This is a genomic window from Elusimicrobiaceae bacterium, from assembly GCA_028700325.1.
Taxonomy (GTDB): domain Bacteria; phylum Elusimicrobiota; class Elusimicrobia; order Elusimicrobiales; family Elusimicrobiaceae; genus JAQVSV01.
In genome coordinates, this window is record JAQVSV010000040.1 from 1 (window position 1) to 17,722 (window position 17,722).

The 17,722-nt window shown below is 59.1% G+C and carries 16 protein-coding genes; all 16 read right to left on the bottom strand.

Translation table 11 applies throughout. The features are described 5' to 3' along the window. A partial coding sequence (gene atpD / locus PHW69_06320) for a F0F1 ATP synthase subunit beta (protein ID MDD4004803.1) occupies positions 1-946 on the bottom strand: 946 nt, incomplete at its 3' end. 11 nt (positions 947-957) lie between these two features. Beyond that, on the bottom strand, positions 958-1,860 hold the full coding sequence (atpG, locus tag PHW69_06325; GenBank protein MDD4004804.1) for an ATP synthase F1 subunit gamma: 903 nt from the start codon (positions 1,858-1,860) through the stop codon (positions 958-960). 1 nt (position 1,861) lies between these two features. Continuing rightward, on the bottom strand, positions 1,862-2,779 hold the full coding sequence (rfaD, locus tag PHW69_06330) for an ADP-glyceromanno-heptose 6-epimerase (GenBank protein ID MDD4004805.1): 918 nt from the start codon (positions 2,777-2,779) through the stop codon (positions 1,862-1,864). A gap of 26 nt (positions 2,780-2,805) precedes the next feature. Next, complete coding sequence (locus tag PHW69_06335; GenBank protein MDD4004806.1) at positions 2,806-3,342, bottom strand: hypothetical protein; 537 nt, start codon at positions 3,340-3,342, stop codon at positions 2,806-2,808. 24 nt (positions 3,343-3,366) lie between these two features. Further along, positions 3,367-4,902 carry a F0F1 ATP synthase subunit alpha gene (gene atpA / locus PHW69_06340; GenBank protein MDD4004807.1) on the bottom strand — a complete coding sequence of 512 codons (1,536 nt, stop codon included), beginning with the start codon at positions 4,900-4,902 and terminating at the stop codon, positions 3,367-3,369. Positions 4,903-4,924: 22 nt separating this feature from the next. Further along, a complete protein-coding gene (atpH, locus tag PHW69_06345; GenBank protein MDD4004808.1) occupies positions 4,925-5,458 on the bottom strand; it encodes an ATP synthase F1 subunit delta in 534 nt (177 codons plus the stop codon). Then, on the bottom strand, positions 5,455-5,952 hold the full coding sequence (gene atpF, locus PHW69_06350; GenBank protein MDD4004809.1) for a F0F1 ATP synthase subunit B: 498 nt from the start codon (positions 5,950-5,952) through the stop codon (positions 5,455-5,457). Before atpF ends, atpH begins: the two co-directional genes overlap by 4 nt. A 22-nt stretch (positions 5,953-5,974) precedes the next feature. Continuing rightward, positions 5,975-6,280 carry an ATP synthase F0 subunit C gene (gene atpE / locus PHW69_06355; GenBank protein ID MDD4004810.1) on the bottom strand — a complete coding sequence of 102 codons (306 nt, stop codon included), beginning with the start codon at positions 6,278-6,280 and terminating at the stop codon, positions 5,975-5,977. Positions 6,281-6,313: 33 nt separating this feature from the next. Continuing rightward, positions 6,314-7,078, bottom strand: a complete 765-nt coding sequence (gene atpB / locus PHW69_06360) for a F0F1 ATP synthase subunit A (protein ID MDD4004811.1) — start codon at positions 7,076-7,078, stop codon at positions 6,314-6,316. Between the two features lie 3 nt (positions 7,079-7,081). Continuing rightward, positions 7,082-7,354: an ATP synthase subunit I gene (locus PHW69_06365; protein MDD4004812.1), complete on the bottom strand. Its 273-nt coding sequence runs from the start codon at positions 7,352-7,354 to the stop codon at positions 7,082-7,084. A gap of 6 nt (positions 7,355-7,360) precedes the next feature. Then, on the bottom strand, positions 7,361-7,555 hold the full coding sequence (locus PHW69_06370; protein ID MDD4004813.1) for an AtpZ/AtpI family protein: 195 nt from the start codon (positions 7,553-7,555) through the stop codon (positions 7,361-7,363). A 116-nt stretch (positions 7,556-7,671) separates the two neighbouring features. Continuing rightward, a complete protein-coding gene (locus PHW69_06375; protein ID MDD4004814.1) occupies positions 7,672-9,855 on the bottom strand; it encodes a tetratricopeptide repeat protein in 2,184 nt (727 codons plus the stop codon). Positions 9,856-10,064: 209 nt separating this feature from the next. Further along, entirely contained in the window at positions 10,065-11,270 is a 1,206-nt protein-coding gene (locus PHW69_06380; protein MDD4004815.1) for a PorV/PorQ family protein, read from the bottom strand. A gap of 145 nt (positions 11,271-11,415) precedes the next feature. Beyond that, the gene (locus tag PHW69_06385) at positions 11,416-15,063 is read right to left on the bottom strand and encodes a FliG C-terminal domain-containing protein (GenBank protein MDD4004816.1); all 3,648 of its coding nucleotides are present in this window, start codon (positions 15,061-15,063) and stop codon (positions 11,416-11,418) included. 19 nt (positions 15,064-15,082) lie between these two features. Further along, entirely contained in the window at positions 15,083-17,047 is a 1,965-nt protein-coding gene (locus PHW69_06390; protein ID MDD4004817.1) for a hypothetical protein, read from the bottom strand. Then, positions 17,044-17,722 (bottom strand): FlgD immunoglobulin-like domain containing protein (locus tag PHW69_06395; GenBank protein MDD4004818.1); only part of this gene is annotated, 679 nt, incomplete at its 5' end. The genes PHW69_06395 and PHW69_06390, both read right to left, overlap by 4 nt.

Consider the following 17,722-nt stretch of genomic DNA (forward strand, 5'->3'; position numbering starts at 1 on the left):
CGTCAGCCGGAACATACACCGCCTGGATTGAGGTGATGGAACCTTTATTGGTAGAGGTGATGCGCTCCTGCAGCGCGCCCACCTCGGTATTAAGCGTCGGCTGATAACCCACCGCCGACGGCATCCGCCCCAGCAGCGCCGACACTTCCGAATTCGCCAGCACGTACCGGAAAATATTGTCCAGGAACAGAAGCACGTCCTGCCCCTTTTCGTCGCGGAAAAATTCCGCCTGCGTCAGCGCCGTAAGGCCCACCCGCGCGCGCGCGCCCGGCGGCTCGTTCATCTGTCCGTAGACCAGCACGGTTTTGGAAAGCACCGAATTGCCGTCCGACAGCTTGCTTTCCTGCATTTCGCGCCACAAATCGTTGCCCTCGCGCGAGCGCTCGCCCACGCCGCCGAACACCGAGCAGCCGCTGTGGTTGCGCGCGACGTTGTTGATCAGCTCCATGATAATGACGGTTTTGCCCACGCCCGCGCCGCCGAACAGCCCTACCTTGCCGCCTTTCACATAAGGCGCCAGCAGGTCCACCACCTTAATGCCTGTTTCGAAAATTTCCGGCGTGGTTTTCTGGTCGGTCAGCTTCGGCGGACTGCGGTGGATGGGATACTTGAGCCGGGTTTTGATCTCGCCCTTGAAGTCCTGCGGCAGGCCGTGCACGTCCATCAGCCGGCCGAGGCATTCCTCGCCGACCGGCACGGAAAGCGGCGCCCCGGTATCGGTCACTTCCACCCCGCGGCCCAGCCCCTCCGTCGCGCCCAGCGCGATACCGCGCACCTGATTGTCGCCCAGATGCTGCGCCACTTCCACGGTAAGGGTTTTTATTTTGCCGGAGAGCCCGTCCTTGAACTCGATCTCCAGCGCGTCGTAAATTTTCGGCAGCCTGCCGGGCTCGAACTCCGCGTCAATTACCGGCCCGATTACCTGAGTTATTTTTCCTTTGTTCATTATCGTTCCTCTTATGATTTAAGCGCCTCGGCGCCGCTTACGATTTCGGTCAGCTCGGTGGTTATGGAAGCCTGCCGGGTTCTGTTGAGTTTTAAAGTGAGCGCGTCAATAATGCCGCCGGCGTTCTGCCCGGCCGATTCCATGGCGTTCATGCGGGCCGCCAGCTCCGCCGCCTGGGATTCCAGCATCATGCGGTACAGCTGCGCCTTGACGTAGCGCGGCACCAGGCTTTCAAACACCGCCTGCTTGCCGGGCTCGAACAGAAAATCGTCGCGGCGGCCGGCCGGCTCCTCCTGCCCGGCGGAAACCGGCAGGAGCTCCTCCCTGCGCGCAACCTGCGAAAGCATGGTCTTAAAATCGGTGTAGATGGCGGTCACTCCGGAGATCGAGTTTTTCTCGTAGTCGCAATCCAGCGCCTCGCCCAGCAGTTCGGCGTTGGCGAACGACACCTTCGGGAAAATGCCTATGCTCTCATGCACAAGCTCCAGATCCAGCCCGCGCAGCCGGCGCAGAAAATCGCGGCCTTTCTTGCCGACCGCGAACGCGCGGATGCGTTTGCCGCGGTTGGCTCTCAGCCAGTCGGCCGTCATGCGCAGAAGATTGGTGTTGAACGCGCCGCACAGCCCTTTGTCGGCGGTTATCAGGATCAGCCCCACCGTTTCTTTTCCCGTCACGGGCCGGTGTTCGCAGAACCACCGCACAGGCGACGCCGCCAGCGTATCGTCGCGTTCGGCGAGTTCGGCATGCAGCGTGTCCATCATATCGCGCATTTTAACCGCGAACGGACGCGACGATTCAATCGCGCGCTGCGCCTTTTTCACCCGCGCCGACGCGATCATCTTCATCGTAACCATGATCTGGCGCGTGGCGCTGATTGATTTGATGTTGCCGCGTATATCGCGTAGCGATTCCATTTTATCCGCCTTCCAGCGTCCTGACGTAGTCGGCGATGCCGTCGGCCAGAGTGTATCTGGCTTTGTAACCGATTTTCTCGAATGCGGTTTCGGTATGGGCCTGGGTCTTGTTCTGGTAAAAATCGTAGGGATTGTCGAAATATTCTGTCGGCATATCAAGGCCCAGCTCCCGGTTAAGGCAGCCGATGACCGCGTTGAAATCCTGCGGCTGGCCGGTGCCCACGTTCACCACGCAGCTTTCCTTCGCCTGCGCGGCCTTGAGATTCGCCGCCACCACGTCCTTGATATACACGAAATCGCGCATCTGCTCGCCGTTTTTGAAGATGCGCGGGTTCTTGCCGGCTTTCATCTTCAGATACAGCTGATACATCATGCTCGCGGCGGCGCCCTTGTAATACTCGCCCGGTCCGAACACGTTGAAATAGCGCAGGCCCACAATCTGCATGCCGGGATTGGCGGCGGCGAAATTGCGCGCCACATTGTCCATGATCGCCTTGGAAAAACCGTACACGTTTTCCGGCCTGGGCATATCGGTTTCGCGCATCGGGCAGGGCAGGTTGCCGTACACGCCGGCCGACGAAGCGTACACCACCCGCCTGATGCCGCGGTCCCGCGCTACATGCAGCAGCCGGCGGAACGCGTCCACATTAACCGCCACCATGCGTTTCTGGTCGAGCACGGTCGTGTCGGTGATGGCCGCCTCGTGAAAGATGGCTTCATAGCCGGACTCAAGGCAGTCAAACGCGTCCGGGTCGGCTATATCGGCCGCCACGATCTCGCCCTTGAAACCCAGCAGGTTTTTGAAATGGCCAGACGAAAAATTGTCCAGCACCATAACCTGATGGCCCTGCGCGCTAAGCGCGAACGCCAGATTGCCGCCCACAAACCCAGCTCCGCCCGTTACAAGATATTTGCTCATTTGGTTTCCTCGTGTTGTCCAGCAAATCAGTTTCTGATGGTTTTAAGCCTGTTCTCTATCAGCTTTATCAGCAGCTCGGCCTTTACCGGATCAATATCGGCGCTGCTCTGCTCGAACCGCGCGATCCTGTCGCGCGCCTCAAGGTACTTCTGGATCGAAGGGATGAGGTTGAGCGCGTCCATAATATGGCCCTGCACGCGCGCAAGCTGGTCAAGCGAGGCCGTTTCCAGATCCGAAGTCGCAATCACGCCGGACAGCTCTTTAAGCTCGTTATGCCAGGTGGCGTAATCTTTTTCCTGCCGGACATAGTTTTCCGCGTCGCCTATTATGCAGATCCGCAGAGTCGCCAGCTGCTCCGGCGCAAGCGGGATCCGGGCGTCAAGCGCGCGGATGATGTCTTCCAGTTCCGGGCGGGTCAGCTCCTGCACCTTCATCCGGATCGAATTATTGACCTCGTACAGCGCCGCGTAAATACGGTCAATATCATTCTTCTGCTCGCGGTTTTTTACATTCTCCAGCGCGCTGTTTAGCAACCTGACCGACTGGCTCAGTCTGAGCGGCATACCCGGCCTCCTCCCTGCTGTTACCTATCCTCCCGTTCCTTCCGAAGGCCTGAACGCCTTGCCGAATTCGGCAAGCGCGGCGGAAAGCGCGGAGTCAACAGCATCGGTCAGTTTGCCTTCCGCGTCCAGCGACGACACTATGTCGCCGTGGCGCGATTTGATATGGGAAAGCATTTCCCGTTCATAGCGCGGCACATCCTCGCGCGGCACGCTGTCGAGATAGCCGCGCACCCCGGAAAACAGCGAAATCACCTGTTCCGTGGCCGACAGCGGCGCGTACTGGCCCTGCTTGAGCAGTTCCACCATTTTTTCGCCGCGGCTGAGCTGCCTGCGCGATTCCTTGTCCAGATCTGAGCCGAACTGCGCGAACGCCGCCAGTTCGTTGTACTGCGCCATGTCAATGCGCACCCGGCCCGCCACCTGCTTCATGGCCTTCAGCTGCGCCGAGCCGCCCACGCGGGAAACCGAAAGGCCCACATTGACCGCCGGGCGTATGCCCGAATGGAACAGCCCGCTTTCCAGATAGATCTGTCCGTCGGTTATGGAAATCACGTTCGTCGGAATATAGGCGGATACGTCGTTCGCCTGCGTTTCGATGATCGGCAGCGCGGTGATCGAACCGCCGCCGTGCCCCTTGTCCAGACGGCAGGCGCGTTCGAGCAGACGCGAATGCAAATAGAACACGTCGCCGGGGAACGCTTCGCGGCCCGGCGGCCGGCGCAGCAGAAGCGACATCTGCCGGTACGCCTGCGCGTGCTTGGTGAGATCGTCGTACACGATCAGCACGTCTTTGCCCTGCCACAAAAAGTATTCGGCGATCGCGCAGCCGGAGTACGGCGCGAGATACAGAAGCGACGCCGGTTCCGACGCGCACGCCGCCACCACTATGGTATAGGCCATCGCCCCTTTGTCGTACAGAGTCTTCACCACCTGCGCGACGGTGGACTGTTTCTGCCCGACCGCCACGTAAATGCAGATCACCTCTTCTCCGGGCCGGTTGCCTTTCTGGTTGATTATCGCGTCAAGCGCGACGGCGGTTTTTCCGGTCTGCCGGTCACCGATTATAAGCTCGCGCTGGCCCCGCCCGATCGGCACCATGCCGTCAATGGCTTTAATGCCGGTCTGAAGCGGCTTGTTCACCGGATGGCGGATGGTAACACCCGGCGCGATCACCTCCACCGGCCGGCGTTCGACGCTTTCTATCGCGCCCTTGCCGTCTATCGGCGCGCCAAGCGCGTTAACCACGCGCCCTATCATCGCGGGCCCGGCCGGCACGTCCATCACGCGGCCGGTGCGCCGCACCAGATCGCCTTCCTTTACAAGGCTGTCCTCGCCCATCAGCACACAGCCGACATTGTCGCTTTCGAGATTGAGCACCATGCCCTTTACGTCGTTGGGGAATTCAAGCATTTCGCCCATAATGGCGTTTTTCAGCCCGTACACGCGGGCGGTGCCCGCGCCGACCTGCAGCACGCCGCCGACTTCCGCCATTTCGGCGTCCGGCACGTACTCCTCAATCTGCTTGCGTATAATTTCGGTAATTTCTTCGGGTTTTATCATGGTTTAAAAATACGGACGCGCCTCAGCCCGCGATTTTCCTTTTTAATCTGTCGAGCCTGCCCAGCAGGCTCGCGTCAATGAGAGTGTCGCCTATCCGCACGCGCATCCCGGCAATCAGCTCCGGCGCCTGGACAAGCCGCACGGAAACCGTTTTGCCGGTAGCAGCGCCAAGCGCGTGTTCGGCCTCCGCCGCGGTGCCCTGATCCGGCGGAAACGCGGTTTCCACTTCCGCGCGGACAAGGCCGTCCCGCTCGTCCAGCAGCCGCGAACCTTCCCGCAAAACCGCGTCCAGCAGGTAGAGCCGCTTGACTTTCAATAGCAGTTCCAGAAACCGGAAGGCGCGCGTGTCCTTGCGCGAAAAAAGTTTTTCGTGCAGGATGCGCATTTTTATCTCCTGCGGAATGAGCGGGTTATGCAGCTCTTGCGCCGAGCCCGAGAGCAGCCGCGCGAAACTCCCCAGCTCGGCGAACGCCGCGCGCAGGTTGCCGCCCGGTTTGCGGGTCAGCACAAACGCGGCCGCGTAACGGCGCGCCACTATCGCGTCTGAAGAATTCATTTCTTCGACTCCAGCTGGTCGAACAGCTCGGCCACGGCCTGCCGGTGCATTTCGCGATCGGCCTGTTTGCGCATGAGTTTTTCCGCGGCTGAAAGCGCCAGAGCCGACACTTCCGTCCGCAATTCGCTCACCAGCCGGGTTTTTTCCTGTTCCAGCTCCAGCTTGGCGCGGTCAAGCAACTGCCGGGCCTGCTCCGCCGCGTCGGCCATGATTACGTCTTTCCGGCGGCAGGCGGCGGCTTCGGTTTCGGCCAGGCGGCGCGCTTCCTGCTCCGCCATGGAGCTCAGGCGCGCGTTGAGCTCGTCGCGTATTTTTTCCGCTTCGGCCCTGGCGTTTTCCGCGCCCTGCCGTTCTGACCGCATATGCCGCTCCCGCGCTTCCAGCGCCGAGAGGATCGGCTTCCACGCGAATCTGCCCAGCACAAACAGCAGAATCACGAAGTTGACCACGGTCCAGAACATCAGCCCGAAATCGGGCGTAATAAGTTTATCCATGTTATACCGTCCTGCGGCCGGTTTATTTCGCTACGGGCGCGGCTTCCGCGGCAACGGGCGCATGCGCCGGTTCCGCCGTTTTGGGTTTGCTCAGGTTGAGCGCGCCGAACAGGCAGATGGCAAGCGCAAAAAACGCCACGCCTTCGATAAGCGCGGAGCCGATAATCATGGTCACCCGGATCGGGTTGACCGCTTCCGGCTGCCGGGCGGTGCCCTCGGCCGCGGCGGCGGTGGCTTTGCCGATACCCAGGCCCGCGCCGATAATTGTCAGGCCCGCGCCGAGGCCCGCGCCGATATACCCCAATCCGATATACAATGTTTCATTCATTTTAATGCTTCTCCTTGGTGTTAATTTGCCGTATCAATGCGGATGCATTGCCATACCCGCGAAAATCGCCGTCAGGAAGGTGAATATGAAAGCCTGCAGAAACGCCACGAACACTTCCAGCAGCATGACAAACAGCGCCATCACCAGCTGGCCGGGAATAACGCCCAGCACGTCCACCACAATATTGACCTGGGCGAAAATGAAAATCATCATGATGAACGACAGCAGCACAATATGCCCCGATATCATGTTCGCGAATAACCGGATGCACAGCGCGAACGCTTTCGTTAGCAGGCCGAACAGCTCGATCGGAAACAGCAGCGGCACCAGCCAGCCCGGCACTCCGTGCGGCACCAGCGTTTTGAAATAAGCGGCCACGCCCTGTTCCCGCATGCCCGCGAACAGGATAAAAACCAGCGACATGACCGCCAAAGCGGCCGTAACCGATATATTGCCCGTGGCGGTCGAGCCGTACGGCACCAGCCCCGCCAGATTGCAGCCGAGAATGAAAAAAAATACCGTACAGAAATACGGAGTGTAGCGCAGGCCCGCCTCGCCCATGTTGTCAAGCACGATGTCGTGGCGGACGAACTCGACCAGCCCTTCGATCGCGGCGCGCAGCGGCCACAGCGCCCGCGCCTTTGACCTGTACACCAGCGGCACGATGACCGCCAGTATCAAACCCACCAGCCACATCATGGCCAGATGTTTCGTGAGCGGCACATTCAGGCCGAAAACATGCGCGAACCGGTAGGTGTGGTCAATAATGTGATGTTCGAGTACGGTTTCAAAATCCATAAATTAATCCGGTTTAAGCGGCACCGCCTGCATGGCGGTCTGCGCCAGTATAAACACCAGTATAAACACAACAGGGTGCGGCCAGCCTGACAGATAAAGTATAACAAAAACCGCGAGGGTGAGTATCAGCCGGACCAGCAGCCCCGCGCCCCAGACAGCGAAAAACCGCTCGTTGCTTGCGGACAGGTGCTTTTTCAGAACCCGCCGCGAAATCCAGCCGCTCGCGCAGCCCGCGCCGGCGCCCAGACCAGCCGAAATCAATAACGAAACGCTCATATCTCTTTATTTCAGCGCCTGGCGGATGGCATTATACAGCCCTATCCCGATACCCAGCGCGCTGCCGCACAACACGCACCACGGGCCGGTTCCGAACCGGCTGTCCAGCCACATGCCGGCAAACAGCCCCAGCAGCGCGCTTGCGGCCAGCTCAAGCCCTATCTGCAGATAATCGAACGCCGAGCCTTTGCCGTGCCGCATATAATATTATTACAAAATATCACCGGGAGAGTAAATCTTTTTACGTCGGGCGGCCCGTCGGAGAAACGCGCGGGCGGCCCGGCCGTTTCTGCCGGCGCAGGCACCTGCCGGGCCGTTTACCGAACCGGGCAGCCGCTCGCGCGCAGAGCGGCTGCGCCGCGCGCCATCTCAACGGAGGACGCTCCGGCTTTCACTCTGGCCGCCTCGAGATTAGCCTGCGCCTGCGGACACATCTTCAGCGCGGACATGATAATTGCCTGATTGATATACGCTTCCGAATGACCGGGCTGTATTTCAATCGCCCGCTGGTAATACGGCAGCGCCTCTTTGAAACGGCCCGCGCGGGCCTGCGCGTTGGCCATATTGTTATATATATTCGCGTCGGTGGTCTTGATTTTAAGAACCTCAGCATATTGCCGGATGACTTCGCCGCGCAGGGCATCCACCGCAGCTCTGGCCGCGCCGCCCGAAGACTGCATGGCGTTAGCCTTGTCGTTTAAATACATTGCATAGGACTGCCGGGCATCCGCGTCGTTGGGATTGGCGGACAGCATGTCCTGATAATATTTCTCCTCCGACCCGGAGCCGGTTTCCTTCATCAGTTTGCGGATTTCAGCCATAACGCTCTCGTTGTGCTTTACCCCGTAGGACCGCTTGTAAATTTCAAGCGCGTCGGCCTTTTTACCCTGCGCGATCATCGTGCGCGCAAGGTTCATGTAAATCCCTTCCACGGTGGGATTGTATTCCAGCGCCTGCCGGTAATATTTTTCCGCTTCCGCGATCCTGCCTTTCTTTTCCAGCATGCTGGCCAGATTGTTGCTGGCCTTGACATGTTTCGGATTTATTTCCACCGCGCGGTAATAATATGGAATTGAAGCATCGGTATCGCCGTGCTGGGCCAGCAGCACCGCGTAGTTGAAATTGGCCATCGCGCTGTCCGGCTCGACCGCTACGGCGTGCCGCCACATCGAAGGCGTGTCATACCACGCATGACACTGCCGCCAGGTAAACGCCGCCAGAAACAGCGTAACGCCAAGAACCGCCGGCGCAAACCACCCGTAAAACCGGGCGAGCGAGTTTCTTTCAGCCGCGGCCTGCCACATCACCAGCAGCCACGCGCCGGCCAGCATGGACCACGGAATGCAGGAAATATAGGTATAGCGATCCGCCGTCAGCTGGCTGCCCGCCTGCACGATTCCCAGCACGGGCGAAACCACGAACGCGTAAGAAAACCACGCCGCGGTAACCGCCGGATATTTGCGCCTGTTCTCAATCAGAAACCAGCTGCCCGCCATAACGGCCAGCGCGCTCAGCACAAATTCCTTATGCCAGACAACGAACGGAGTCGGTATCTCATACAGCGCCATGAAATGATCCGGCAGGAAAGTCTTGCGGATGTAAAACATGAACCCGTAGGCCGACTGGGCCAGCCGTTTAAGCACTCCGTACCCTTCAAGCGTGGCTGTCGCCTGCGCCGAATGCTGCGCGATCGGCGCGATTATCACAAACGGCAGAGCCAGCAGCCCGAAATACATTTTCTCGCGCCATACGGTGCGCGTTTCCGGCCTGAACCATCCGGTTTTCTCGGTCCCGATCCGGCGCAGCGGATAAAAATCCAGCGCCAGCATCACCGCCGGCAGCGACATCGCCCACGCTTTCGCCAGAAACGACAGCGCCATGCACCCCGCCGCCGCCCACAGATACCGGCTTTTCCGTTCCCCGCGATCACGTTCCTGCGCCATGAAATACAGCAGTATGGTCAGCAGATAAAAAAACCCGGACAGCACGTCGCGCCGTTCCGTCGCCCACGCCACCGATTCCACTCTCAGCGGATGCAGCCCGTACCATCCCGCCGACACCGCCGCGCACACAATGAAATGCCAGCCGAACGCGCGTTTCCTGTCCTCCATCGTATAGCGGAAAATCCGCAGCGACAGCAGAAACACCAGTATCGAATTGGCGATATGCAGCAACACATTGTTAAGGTGATAGCCGATCGGGTTATGGCCCCAGAAATGATAGTCCACCGCCCAGCTGAGTATCGAAAGCGGCGCATAGTTGCCCTCATAAAACGTTGTGAACATCGTTTTGATGTTATGCCAGGTAAACGCGCGGATGGCTTCATTGCGCAGAATAAACGCCGGATCGTCCCATACGACAAACCCGTTAAAATATGCCGGCAGATACGCCGTCAGGACCGCCGCGCCTATTACCGCAAGCGCGCCCCAATACCACACGTTCAGCCTGGCGGTGAACTGCCCGTCCGCCATGTTTTTGATTTTTAAAACCCTGTTTGCCATAACTCCGTTCTGTATGCCCGTCGAGCCGGCGCAGTGCCGGGCAGAAAAATCATTCCAGTAAATGTTAATAAATACCCGCGCGGCCCTTCAAGCGGGCACGGGCACGCAACCGGATATATGAAAGGCCCGGAACTGTCAGTCCGGGCCTTTTCCGAGCTCAAATCAAACATACCGGCAACTGCCGGCGGCAAACGCGATCCGGCGGCTTGTCAGAATCTGCTGCCGCGGATAAGCGGGTCGCGGTTGCCCGCCGAATCATTTACATCGGCGGTTTCCTCAGCGGAATCCGCGGCGGAAGCGTCACCGCCCGCGTTAAGGTTTCTCAGGCCCGGCCGGCTGGCGGCCGCGGGTTCAGCCCCGCCCAGGTATGACGGAGCATACGACTCCGCCGGCTGGCGCACACTGCCGGGAACCCCGGCTGATTCGCTCGCGGTGCGGCGGCACCGCTGCGAAGCCTTGGCAAACCCTATCCGGCGCGTAAACGTAAGCCACTGTGTCATCCCGTACGATCCGTACGGCACAATGCCGATATCAAAAGTCCAGGCCGTGCGGCGCACTCCAAGCCCGAGCGTCATGCCCGTCATGCCGCTGAATTCGGACGGCTTGAGCGTTTTGTAGCCGAACCGGCCCACAAACTGGGTGCCCGCCGGATTGCCGGAAACATATTCAAAACCCGCCTTGATGACAAAATTGTCCGCCGATTCCAGCTCGCTCGTAATCCCGAATTTTTCCGATGCCTTAAACCGCGCTCCCGCGCGTATCGTCATCGGCAGCGGCGCGCTCTGCCCGCCTTCGCCGAACGCCATGCCCTGCCCGACGTTCTGCACCGCAAACCCCCACGACCACCTTTCGCCCGGATACATCATGCCCAGATCAACCGCCATGGCCGACGCGCTGATGGAATCAATATGTTCCGATATGTATTTGAAATTCATGCCCAGCGCCAGCTTGCTGCCGAACCGTTTCGCATAAGTAGCCAGCCCGACCGCGGAATACGCGCTGTAAGTCCCGCCGGTGGTGTAGCCGGTGTTGGTGACCTTTTCAATACTGCCCATATTGTAATAAAGCACGCCGGCCCCAAACGCCGACCGGCCGTTCTCCGACGGCTGCACATACCCGGCGTAACTCAGGCTGGTTTCCGAAATCCAGCGGTTATACATAAATCCCATCTGGCCTTCCGTCATCAGCACCGGGCCGGCAGGATTGTACCAGGGTGTGTTTATGTCCGGCTCGGCGGCCACATACGCGCCGCCCATGCCGACCGCGCGCGCGCCCATGTCCATTTTAAGATAAGCGGCGGACTTGTCCCCTATCGCAAACGCCGCCGAACCCTGCGCCGCGCAAAACAACGCCGCAAGGCCGCACGCCGCGATCCGCCCGCAATTTCTTCCGCCTGCCTTATAATCCGTTCTCATGGATCCAGTCAGCACTCCGTCATGAAAGTTCGTTCCGGCAAAACCCGCGAACCCGTCCGCTCAAACCATCCTTTCCGGAAACGCCGGGCACGGCACTCATTCTTCCACCGCGTCCGCGGCGGCCCGCACAGCCCGCCAGATACGCTTACCTGATAACCGCGAACTTGCCTTTTTTCAGTTCCGTGCCGCCGCCGTCGCGCACAATGAAAAAGTATACACCGGACGCCAGCGGCACGCCGCCCGTGCTCTGCGCCTTGAAGACGGATTTGCCCGTAGCGTCGGCGGTTTCGGTGTTGTAGTAGACTTCCTCGCCCGCCGCATCAAGCACCTGAAATTTAAACGAGGCCAGCGGCGTCAGATTCGTTATGATCATGCCCGTCACGCCGCTCGGGTTATCATAATTGCCGCCGGAGCCGGGCCTGTAGGGATTGGGATATATGTATACGTCGGTGCGGGAAGTGTCCGGCCCGTCCCCGCCGCCTCCGCCGCCGGTTCTCGCCGGCGTAAGGATTGAAAACTCGCCCAGCTGGCTGACTTCGGCGCTGACCGTGCGCGTCGCAGTCAGAACCGTGGAGGTAAACGTCGTCCAGGTGCTGTAAACCGTGCTGTAACCGGCCAGCACAAATTTCGACGCGTCGAACTTGCCCGCGTCCTCCGCGCGGTACATCATGGTAAGCGGATAGGAGGAAATCAGCGTTTCCGAAGAATCTATCTGCAATGCCACTCCGGTTGTGGCATAGCCTTCTATAACGGGCGGAATGGTATACGGAATGGAGAGCCGGATCGTGTAATCATTGGCGAACGCGCCGGCGGGGAACACAATTGTCATCGAGCCGAACACCGTAACAGCCTCTATGGTATGCGTCGCGATGGCGGTAAGCGCATCCTCCTCCCTGACCACCTGCATCGCGTTCATCAGCAAGGTTTCACGCCCGTCAGTATTCGCCACGGAGACATCAGCATGGCCCAGCGGCACGGAATCCGGCAAAGTGACGTTGAGCCGGATGTGCGTGGAATCCACATAGCTGACGGTTCCCGTTGTCGCGCTGGCAATTGACACCGTCATCCCGGCCGCAAAATTCTTGCCGGTGATATCCACTTCCGCTGTGGCGTTCTGATGGCCTTCGCTCACCGTTTTTATGATCGGCGGGCCGAAATACAGAACGGAAAACGCCCTCATATTGTTGCGGCCGGTCACCAGGATATTGTAATAGCGGTCCAGAAAAGCGCCATAAGCGCCTTCCATGAAATCGGATCCGCCCGTCACATACGTCGCGCTGCTCAGCAGCTGGGACAGATCGGCGTTGTATTTCCGTACCGTATAATAGTAAGAGCCGCCGGTCTGCTCCACACCCGCCATCACTATGCCCAGATCGGTTGAATCGTAAACCAGAGCGCGGCCCATTGTATATCCGTCCGAGGTGAGCGCCGCGGAAGACATGAATACCAGAGAATTGCTAAACCGCACGGTAACCGCCTTGGAATCGGTGTAAGTGCCGATCTTGCCGGTCACATAAACCGTGTCGTCCGGCGCTATCAGGATACCCGCCGCCTGCTGAAATCCCGGCGCGCCGGTTTCGCTGTAGGTCTGGTCGTCCAGTTTGTTGAGCCCGGAGTCAAATTTGGCTATACGGTATTCCGATCCGCCGGGCTCCCAGTTCGACACATAGATGTCACCCGCCGTATCGAACGCCAGGCCGGTGCCCACGCCGCCAGGTTCGGTATACGAGGAAATCAACACCAGCGAAGTTGAAAGTTTCATCAGCAGCAGTTTCGTGTCGGTATCCGACCCGCCGGTGATAACCAGATCGCCGGCGGAATCCTGCCTGATAACATTCGCCACGTCAGACGATCCGGCAAAAGTGGCCGACGCCTGAAACACCAGCCCGGAATCATATTTGAACACGGCGACATTCCCGCCCAGTTCCGAACAGATATATACATTGCCCGAAGCGTCAACAGTCAGCCCGACGGTATAATAACTGCCCGCGCTGGAACCTTCCGTGGAAAGAACCGACGCGACCGGATTCAAAAACTCGTCCAGCTTCTGCACGAAAAACCCGTCCGGGCTCTCGGTTTTCCCGGCCACATAAAAATAGGACCCGTACTGCGCGATTTTATTGCCCTCCACGCCCGACGAAAACGTATTGCTCGAACCCACCAGCATCGTGGTGTTCGCAGCAGACGCCGCATGAACGCCGCCCAGCAGCAACGCCAGTATCAGGCCCGCTGTTTTAGCCGCTTTGCCGGCGGCGGCGCCGCCAGCCTTTTCCGGCTGCCCTCCGGCTTTGTTCGCAACAGACGCAGGTCTGGCGGCCGGCGCTGATTTGCCCGAACCCGGCGCGGATTTAGGCTTCTTCATATCGCTTACGGGCGGGATCGTGCCGTCCGCACTGAGCCGCTCGACCGTATCCGCTATCCGCAGCATTTCGTCTTCCATCAGAGTGCTGTCAATATCCTGCATCATGTGGATCTGCTCATCCAGCAGCCGCGCCACGGACGGATGAAGTTTCGAAAGGATTTCCTTGCGGAAAGACTGTTCCGACATCTTCAGAACCCGCGCAAACGCCACCACGCCTGCGTCGCGGAAAATGCGCGCTATGGCTTTGGAGTCGTAAAGCAGCAGATCCTTCATCTCGAAAATGGAACCTTCCAGGGTCTGGCAGTATTCCTTGTCCATCACGGAAATCATCTGCAGCAGGTTCTTGCGCGGCGAACCCGGCACGCTCTGCAGAATCCTGCGAGCCTGATCCAGCCCGCCCATCTGGAAACCCATCTGGCTGCGCAGCTTGCGGTCCAGCTCTTTCACATATTCGGGATTGCCGTATTTGATCCGCTTGAACTGCATCAGCAGGCTGACCTGCATCTTCATCGGCAGATGCATGAGCAGCTGCGAAGCCACTTTCCGCGGCAATACCTGCAGCACTATGCCGGACACCTGCGGCGGCTCCTTTATCAGCACCCCCGCAAGCGCTTTGAGGTTCTCTTTATTGATAAATGTGAACAGTTCGCCCGCGCCTTGGGTAACGGTAAGCGCGCCGCCGGCCAGCGTAGACTCGCCGCCTCCGCCGCCGCCACCCCCGCCGCCCCCGCCCGCAAGCGGCGACAGCGCCGCCTCAAGCGGTGAAGGCCCGCTTCCGCCCTTGTGTTCCATGTCGGTAATCTGCGGCGCGACCTTGAGATACCGGCTCAGCGGCCCGAACAAAAACGCAATGACAAGAATCCACAGCAACAGGGTAACACCGCGCATGACGGCTTCCCAGTTCATCGTGTCCCAGAAAGCTTTTTTGAGTTCCACCGGCCGGCGGCCGAGGCTTTCGATTTTAATTGTATCGCCGTTAGCGGTGTCCAGTTCCAGAATAGTGGACGCCACTTTCGTCACCATCTCCATCTTTGATGAAGTCATCTCGTACGGCAGGAAAATCGTGGCGGTGAGCTTCCGGTCGTATTGCATCATCAGGGAAGCCGAAGCGTCGGAAGTGTGTTTTGTAAACTCCGGGTTGATCGGGACGCCGGGCAACGCTATGCCCCGGCGGGACATGTTTTTGGAGGGATCGTCACCCGCTTTGCCTTTCGGCGTCCATTCGGTGCGCACCACCACTGTCGCGTCTACGGGGCCCAGAATGGTCTTTATCGCCGCCTGAACCCGTTCTTCCATCAGGCGTTCCACCATCACCTGCCGCACAATGAGCGACGAATCAACACCTGCTCCGTCCTGCGCCATCACCGGCGCCGCCATTGCGCAAACCGCGCAGGCAATCACCAGGAACTGCCGCCATATCGGGTGGTTCATCAAACTTTTCTCCATGAAATCACTTGTACTGCTGATACTCGCTGTAGAGGTACTGCATATCCACGCCGGTCCCCTCAAATTTGTCAATCATCGCTTTGAGTTCGGCGGACACAACCTCTTTTGCCCGTTTAGCCCGCTTGTTGCGGTTATACTGGGCAATCGCCAGCTGGTATTCGCGGGTAATATCGGCGGACGCGCGTTTCTTCGATCCGCCCGCCTTGCGCCCGCTGCCTGCGTCCTGATTGATAAACTGTTTCAGGTCCGCATTGTTCGGATCAAGAACGAGCGCTTTTTTCCACGCCGAGCGTGCCGCGTCATCATAACCCATGCCCCAGTAGGCCGAGCCCATACGGGTGAGCGCCAGCACGTTTTCAGGATCCAGATCCAGCACTTCCTGACATAACGTGATGGCCGATATGTTCTTGTCCTCGTACATAAATTCCAGCGCTTCCTGCAGACGCTGCTCGACCAGCGTCATGTTCGGCAGGATTTTCTGCTTCGCCGCGACATCGGGGAATTCCCGCCTGATCAGATCGCTCAGTTTGCCCAGCGTGGCGTCTCCGGGCCACAGCTGCCGCGCATAGGTGGCGGCGTCCAGCGAAGCGCGGCCGTCGTTCGTGATATACTTGTCAATCGCGCGCTTGATCAGCCGCCCTTTCTTGTCACGCGTGGAAACGGACGGATAAATCCGCTCCACCGGCTCCATCTTCAGTTTCAGCTGTTCCATCTCCTGCAGATCCCGCGAGGTCAGCATACTGGCTTCCGTGCTGTTGATCTCGCGCATTCCGGCGGAATAATCCCCGCCCACCAAAATGGCTTTTTTCGCGCGCTCCAGCGCTTCTGCCGCCTGCTGCTTTTCGGCATCCGTGGGCATGCTGGGCTTGGCTACGACCTCGCCCTGATTCTCGCCGCCGATGCCTTTCGCGCTCGCCGTCGCGCCGGCCAGGCCGGCGCCCGCGCCAGCCGCGCCTCCATCGGCGGTCATCATAGAGCCTCCAGGCCCGGCGCTAGGCCCGAATTCATCCGCGGGTTCGGTGCCCAGCCCTGTTTTGGTGAATCGTTCCCGGCCCCAGCGATAAGTAATGCCGAACTGATGGTTGCCCATCGTCCCGGCAATGCCGCTCAGCGGCAGCTCAAACGCATAATCTATAACGAGCGCGCCGTAGGTGTAGCCCAGCCCGAAAGTGAGATTGCGATAGCTCTGTGCTCCGAGATTCATACCGCCTCTTAACGCAAACGGCCGGTTTTTAAGCCGGTATTCCGCGCCGGTTTTGAGCCGGATGCCGCTGTCAAGCATAAGCAGGTCAGTATTCCAAGTTACAAACCGCCGCTTGAGGCTGATGCCGCCCCGTATGATCCGGCCGACCGGGTTGGCGTATTTGATAGCCACGCTCGGCTGGTTGAGATTGATTACCGAAAACCCCCAGTTAAACGTGGGGCCCAGTTTGACCAACCCGATATCAAAACCCATGCCGCTGGCTCCGCCGCCGGACGAAAGCGTCGGGTTCTCCTTGGTATACTCGTCGCTGCCGTAGGTGATTGACATCTTGCGTATGCTCAGCCCGGCCTGGTAATCCTTGCCGAACCGCCGCGCATAGGAAAGCATCAGCGTGGATTCGGAATACAGCGAATCCAGCGAAAAGCTCTGCATGTTGATGCCCAGGGTGCCGCGATACTTGCCGCTGATTGTAAGCGGATAGCCCAACCCTATAATCTGCGTGCCCAGCGAACTGCCGTCAGTCAGGCCCAGAAACATTTTTTCATAGGTGGCGATCGCTTCCATCCGGTTCACACCGGCCAGCGCGGCCGGGTTATAGAATGCGCCCACGAGATCTTCGCCCTGCGCGGTATACGCGCCGCCCATGGCGGTGGGTTTGGGGCCCAGCCCCACGTCCTCAAAAGACGCAAAAACGGGCGCCGCCGCGCAGGATAACATTCCCAGCGCGAGCATGTGTCTAGCTACGGTAGTAAGTAATCGTTTCATTTTGCCACCACCACTGTGCCAGTCTGCACCGTTTTACCGCTCTCGATCTGATATATGTACACTCCGGCCTTTACCGTCGAGCCCGAACCGTCCCTCCCGTCCCAGTATTGCTCCTCCGTGGTCCCGGCGCTGCCGTTTGAAGCCAGATTATTGCGCACAAGGCAGCCCGCGACATCGAATATTTTTATGGTCACCGCGTCATACGCCGGGTTCTGATAGCTGAATATGCACCGGTTCGCTTTTGGCGAAGATTCATCCGGCGTAAAAACCCGCTGCTTTACCTCGATAAATTTAAACTCTCCGCTGGCGCTGTCGCTTTCGAGCCTATATACATTACCATATTTGATACCGTATTTACCCGTATCGCTCACCATATACCTGTAATTCTCACCATCCGAGGAAACAGTCTGCGGCTGCCAGCCTCCTTCGGTCTGCCGGAATACCGCCAGACTGCCGGGATTTGCGGCCGCCGACCCTGATTCCGAACGGATCTGAAGCTCCGCAATAGTATCTGCTCCTTCCGCCACAGCACGCGAAATCTCGAAAACGGCGTCAAACCCGTCCCGCGCCTCCTGTATATTGCTGATAATATAACCCGCCGTCGGCTCTTTCATGATAAATCCGTATCCTCCGGCCAGTATTTCACCCGCTACGGCATGTACGGTTTTTGTCCAT

What these genes read in the sequence shown, in the direction of transcription:
- PHW69_06365 (MDD4004812.1), bottom strand. Translation starts at nt 7,354, where the DNA reads ATGAGCGTTTCGTTATTGATTTCGGCTGGTCTGGGCGCCGGCGCGGGC.
- PHW69_06380 (MDD4004815.1), bottom strand. Translation starts at nt 11,270, where the DNA reads ATGAGAACGGATTATAAGGCAGGCGGAAGAAATTGCGGGCGGATCGCG.
- atpH (MDD4004808.1), bottom strand. Translation starts at nt 5,458, where the DNA reads ATGAATTCTTCAGACGCGATAGTGGCGCGCCGTTACGCGGCCGCGTTT.
- PHW69_06370 (MDD4004813.1), bottom strand. Translation starts at nt 7,555, where the DNA reads ATGCGGCACGGCAAAGGCTCGGCGTTCGATTATCTGCAGATAGGGCTT.
- atpE (MDD4004810.1), bottom strand. Translation starts at nt 6,280, where the DNA reads ATGAATGAAACATTGTATATCGGATTGGGGTATATCGGCGCGGGCCTC.
- PHW69_06385 (MDD4004816.1), bottom strand. Translation starts at nt 15,063, where the DNA reads ATGAACCACCCGATATGGCGGCAGTTCCTGGTGATTGCCTGCGCGGTT.
- atpG (MDD4004804.1), bottom strand. Translation starts at nt 1,860, where the DNA reads ATGGAATCGCTACGCGATATACGCGGCAACATCAAATCAATCAGCGCC.
- PHW69_06390 (MDD4004817.1), bottom strand. Translation starts at nt 17,047, where the DNA reads ATGAAACGATTACTTACTACCGTAGCTAGACACATGCTCGCGCTGGGA.
- PHW69_06335 (MDD4004806.1), bottom strand. Translation starts at nt 3,342, where the DNA reads ATGCCGCTCAGACTGAGCCAGTCGGTCAGGTTGCTAAACAGCGCGCTG.
- atpA (MDD4004807.1), bottom strand. Translation starts at nt 4,902, where the DNA reads ATGATAAAACCCGAAGAAATTACCGAAATTATACGCAAGCAGATTGAG.
- atpB (MDD4004811.1), bottom strand. Translation starts at nt 7,078, where the DNA reads ATGGATTTTGAAACCGTACTCGAACATCACATTATTGACCACACCTAC.
- atpF (MDD4004809.1), bottom strand. Translation starts at nt 5,952, where the DNA reads ATGGATAAACTTATTACGCCCGATTTCGGGCTGATGTTCTGGACCGTG.
- rfaD (MDD4004805.1), bottom strand. Translation starts at nt 2,779, where the DNA reads ATGAGCAAATATCTTGTAACGGGCGGAGCTGGGTTTGTGGGCGGCAAT.
- PHW69_06375 (MDD4004814.1), bottom strand. Translation starts at nt 9,855, where the DNA reads ATGGCAAACAGGGTTTTAAAAATCAAAAACATGGCGGACGGGCAGTTC.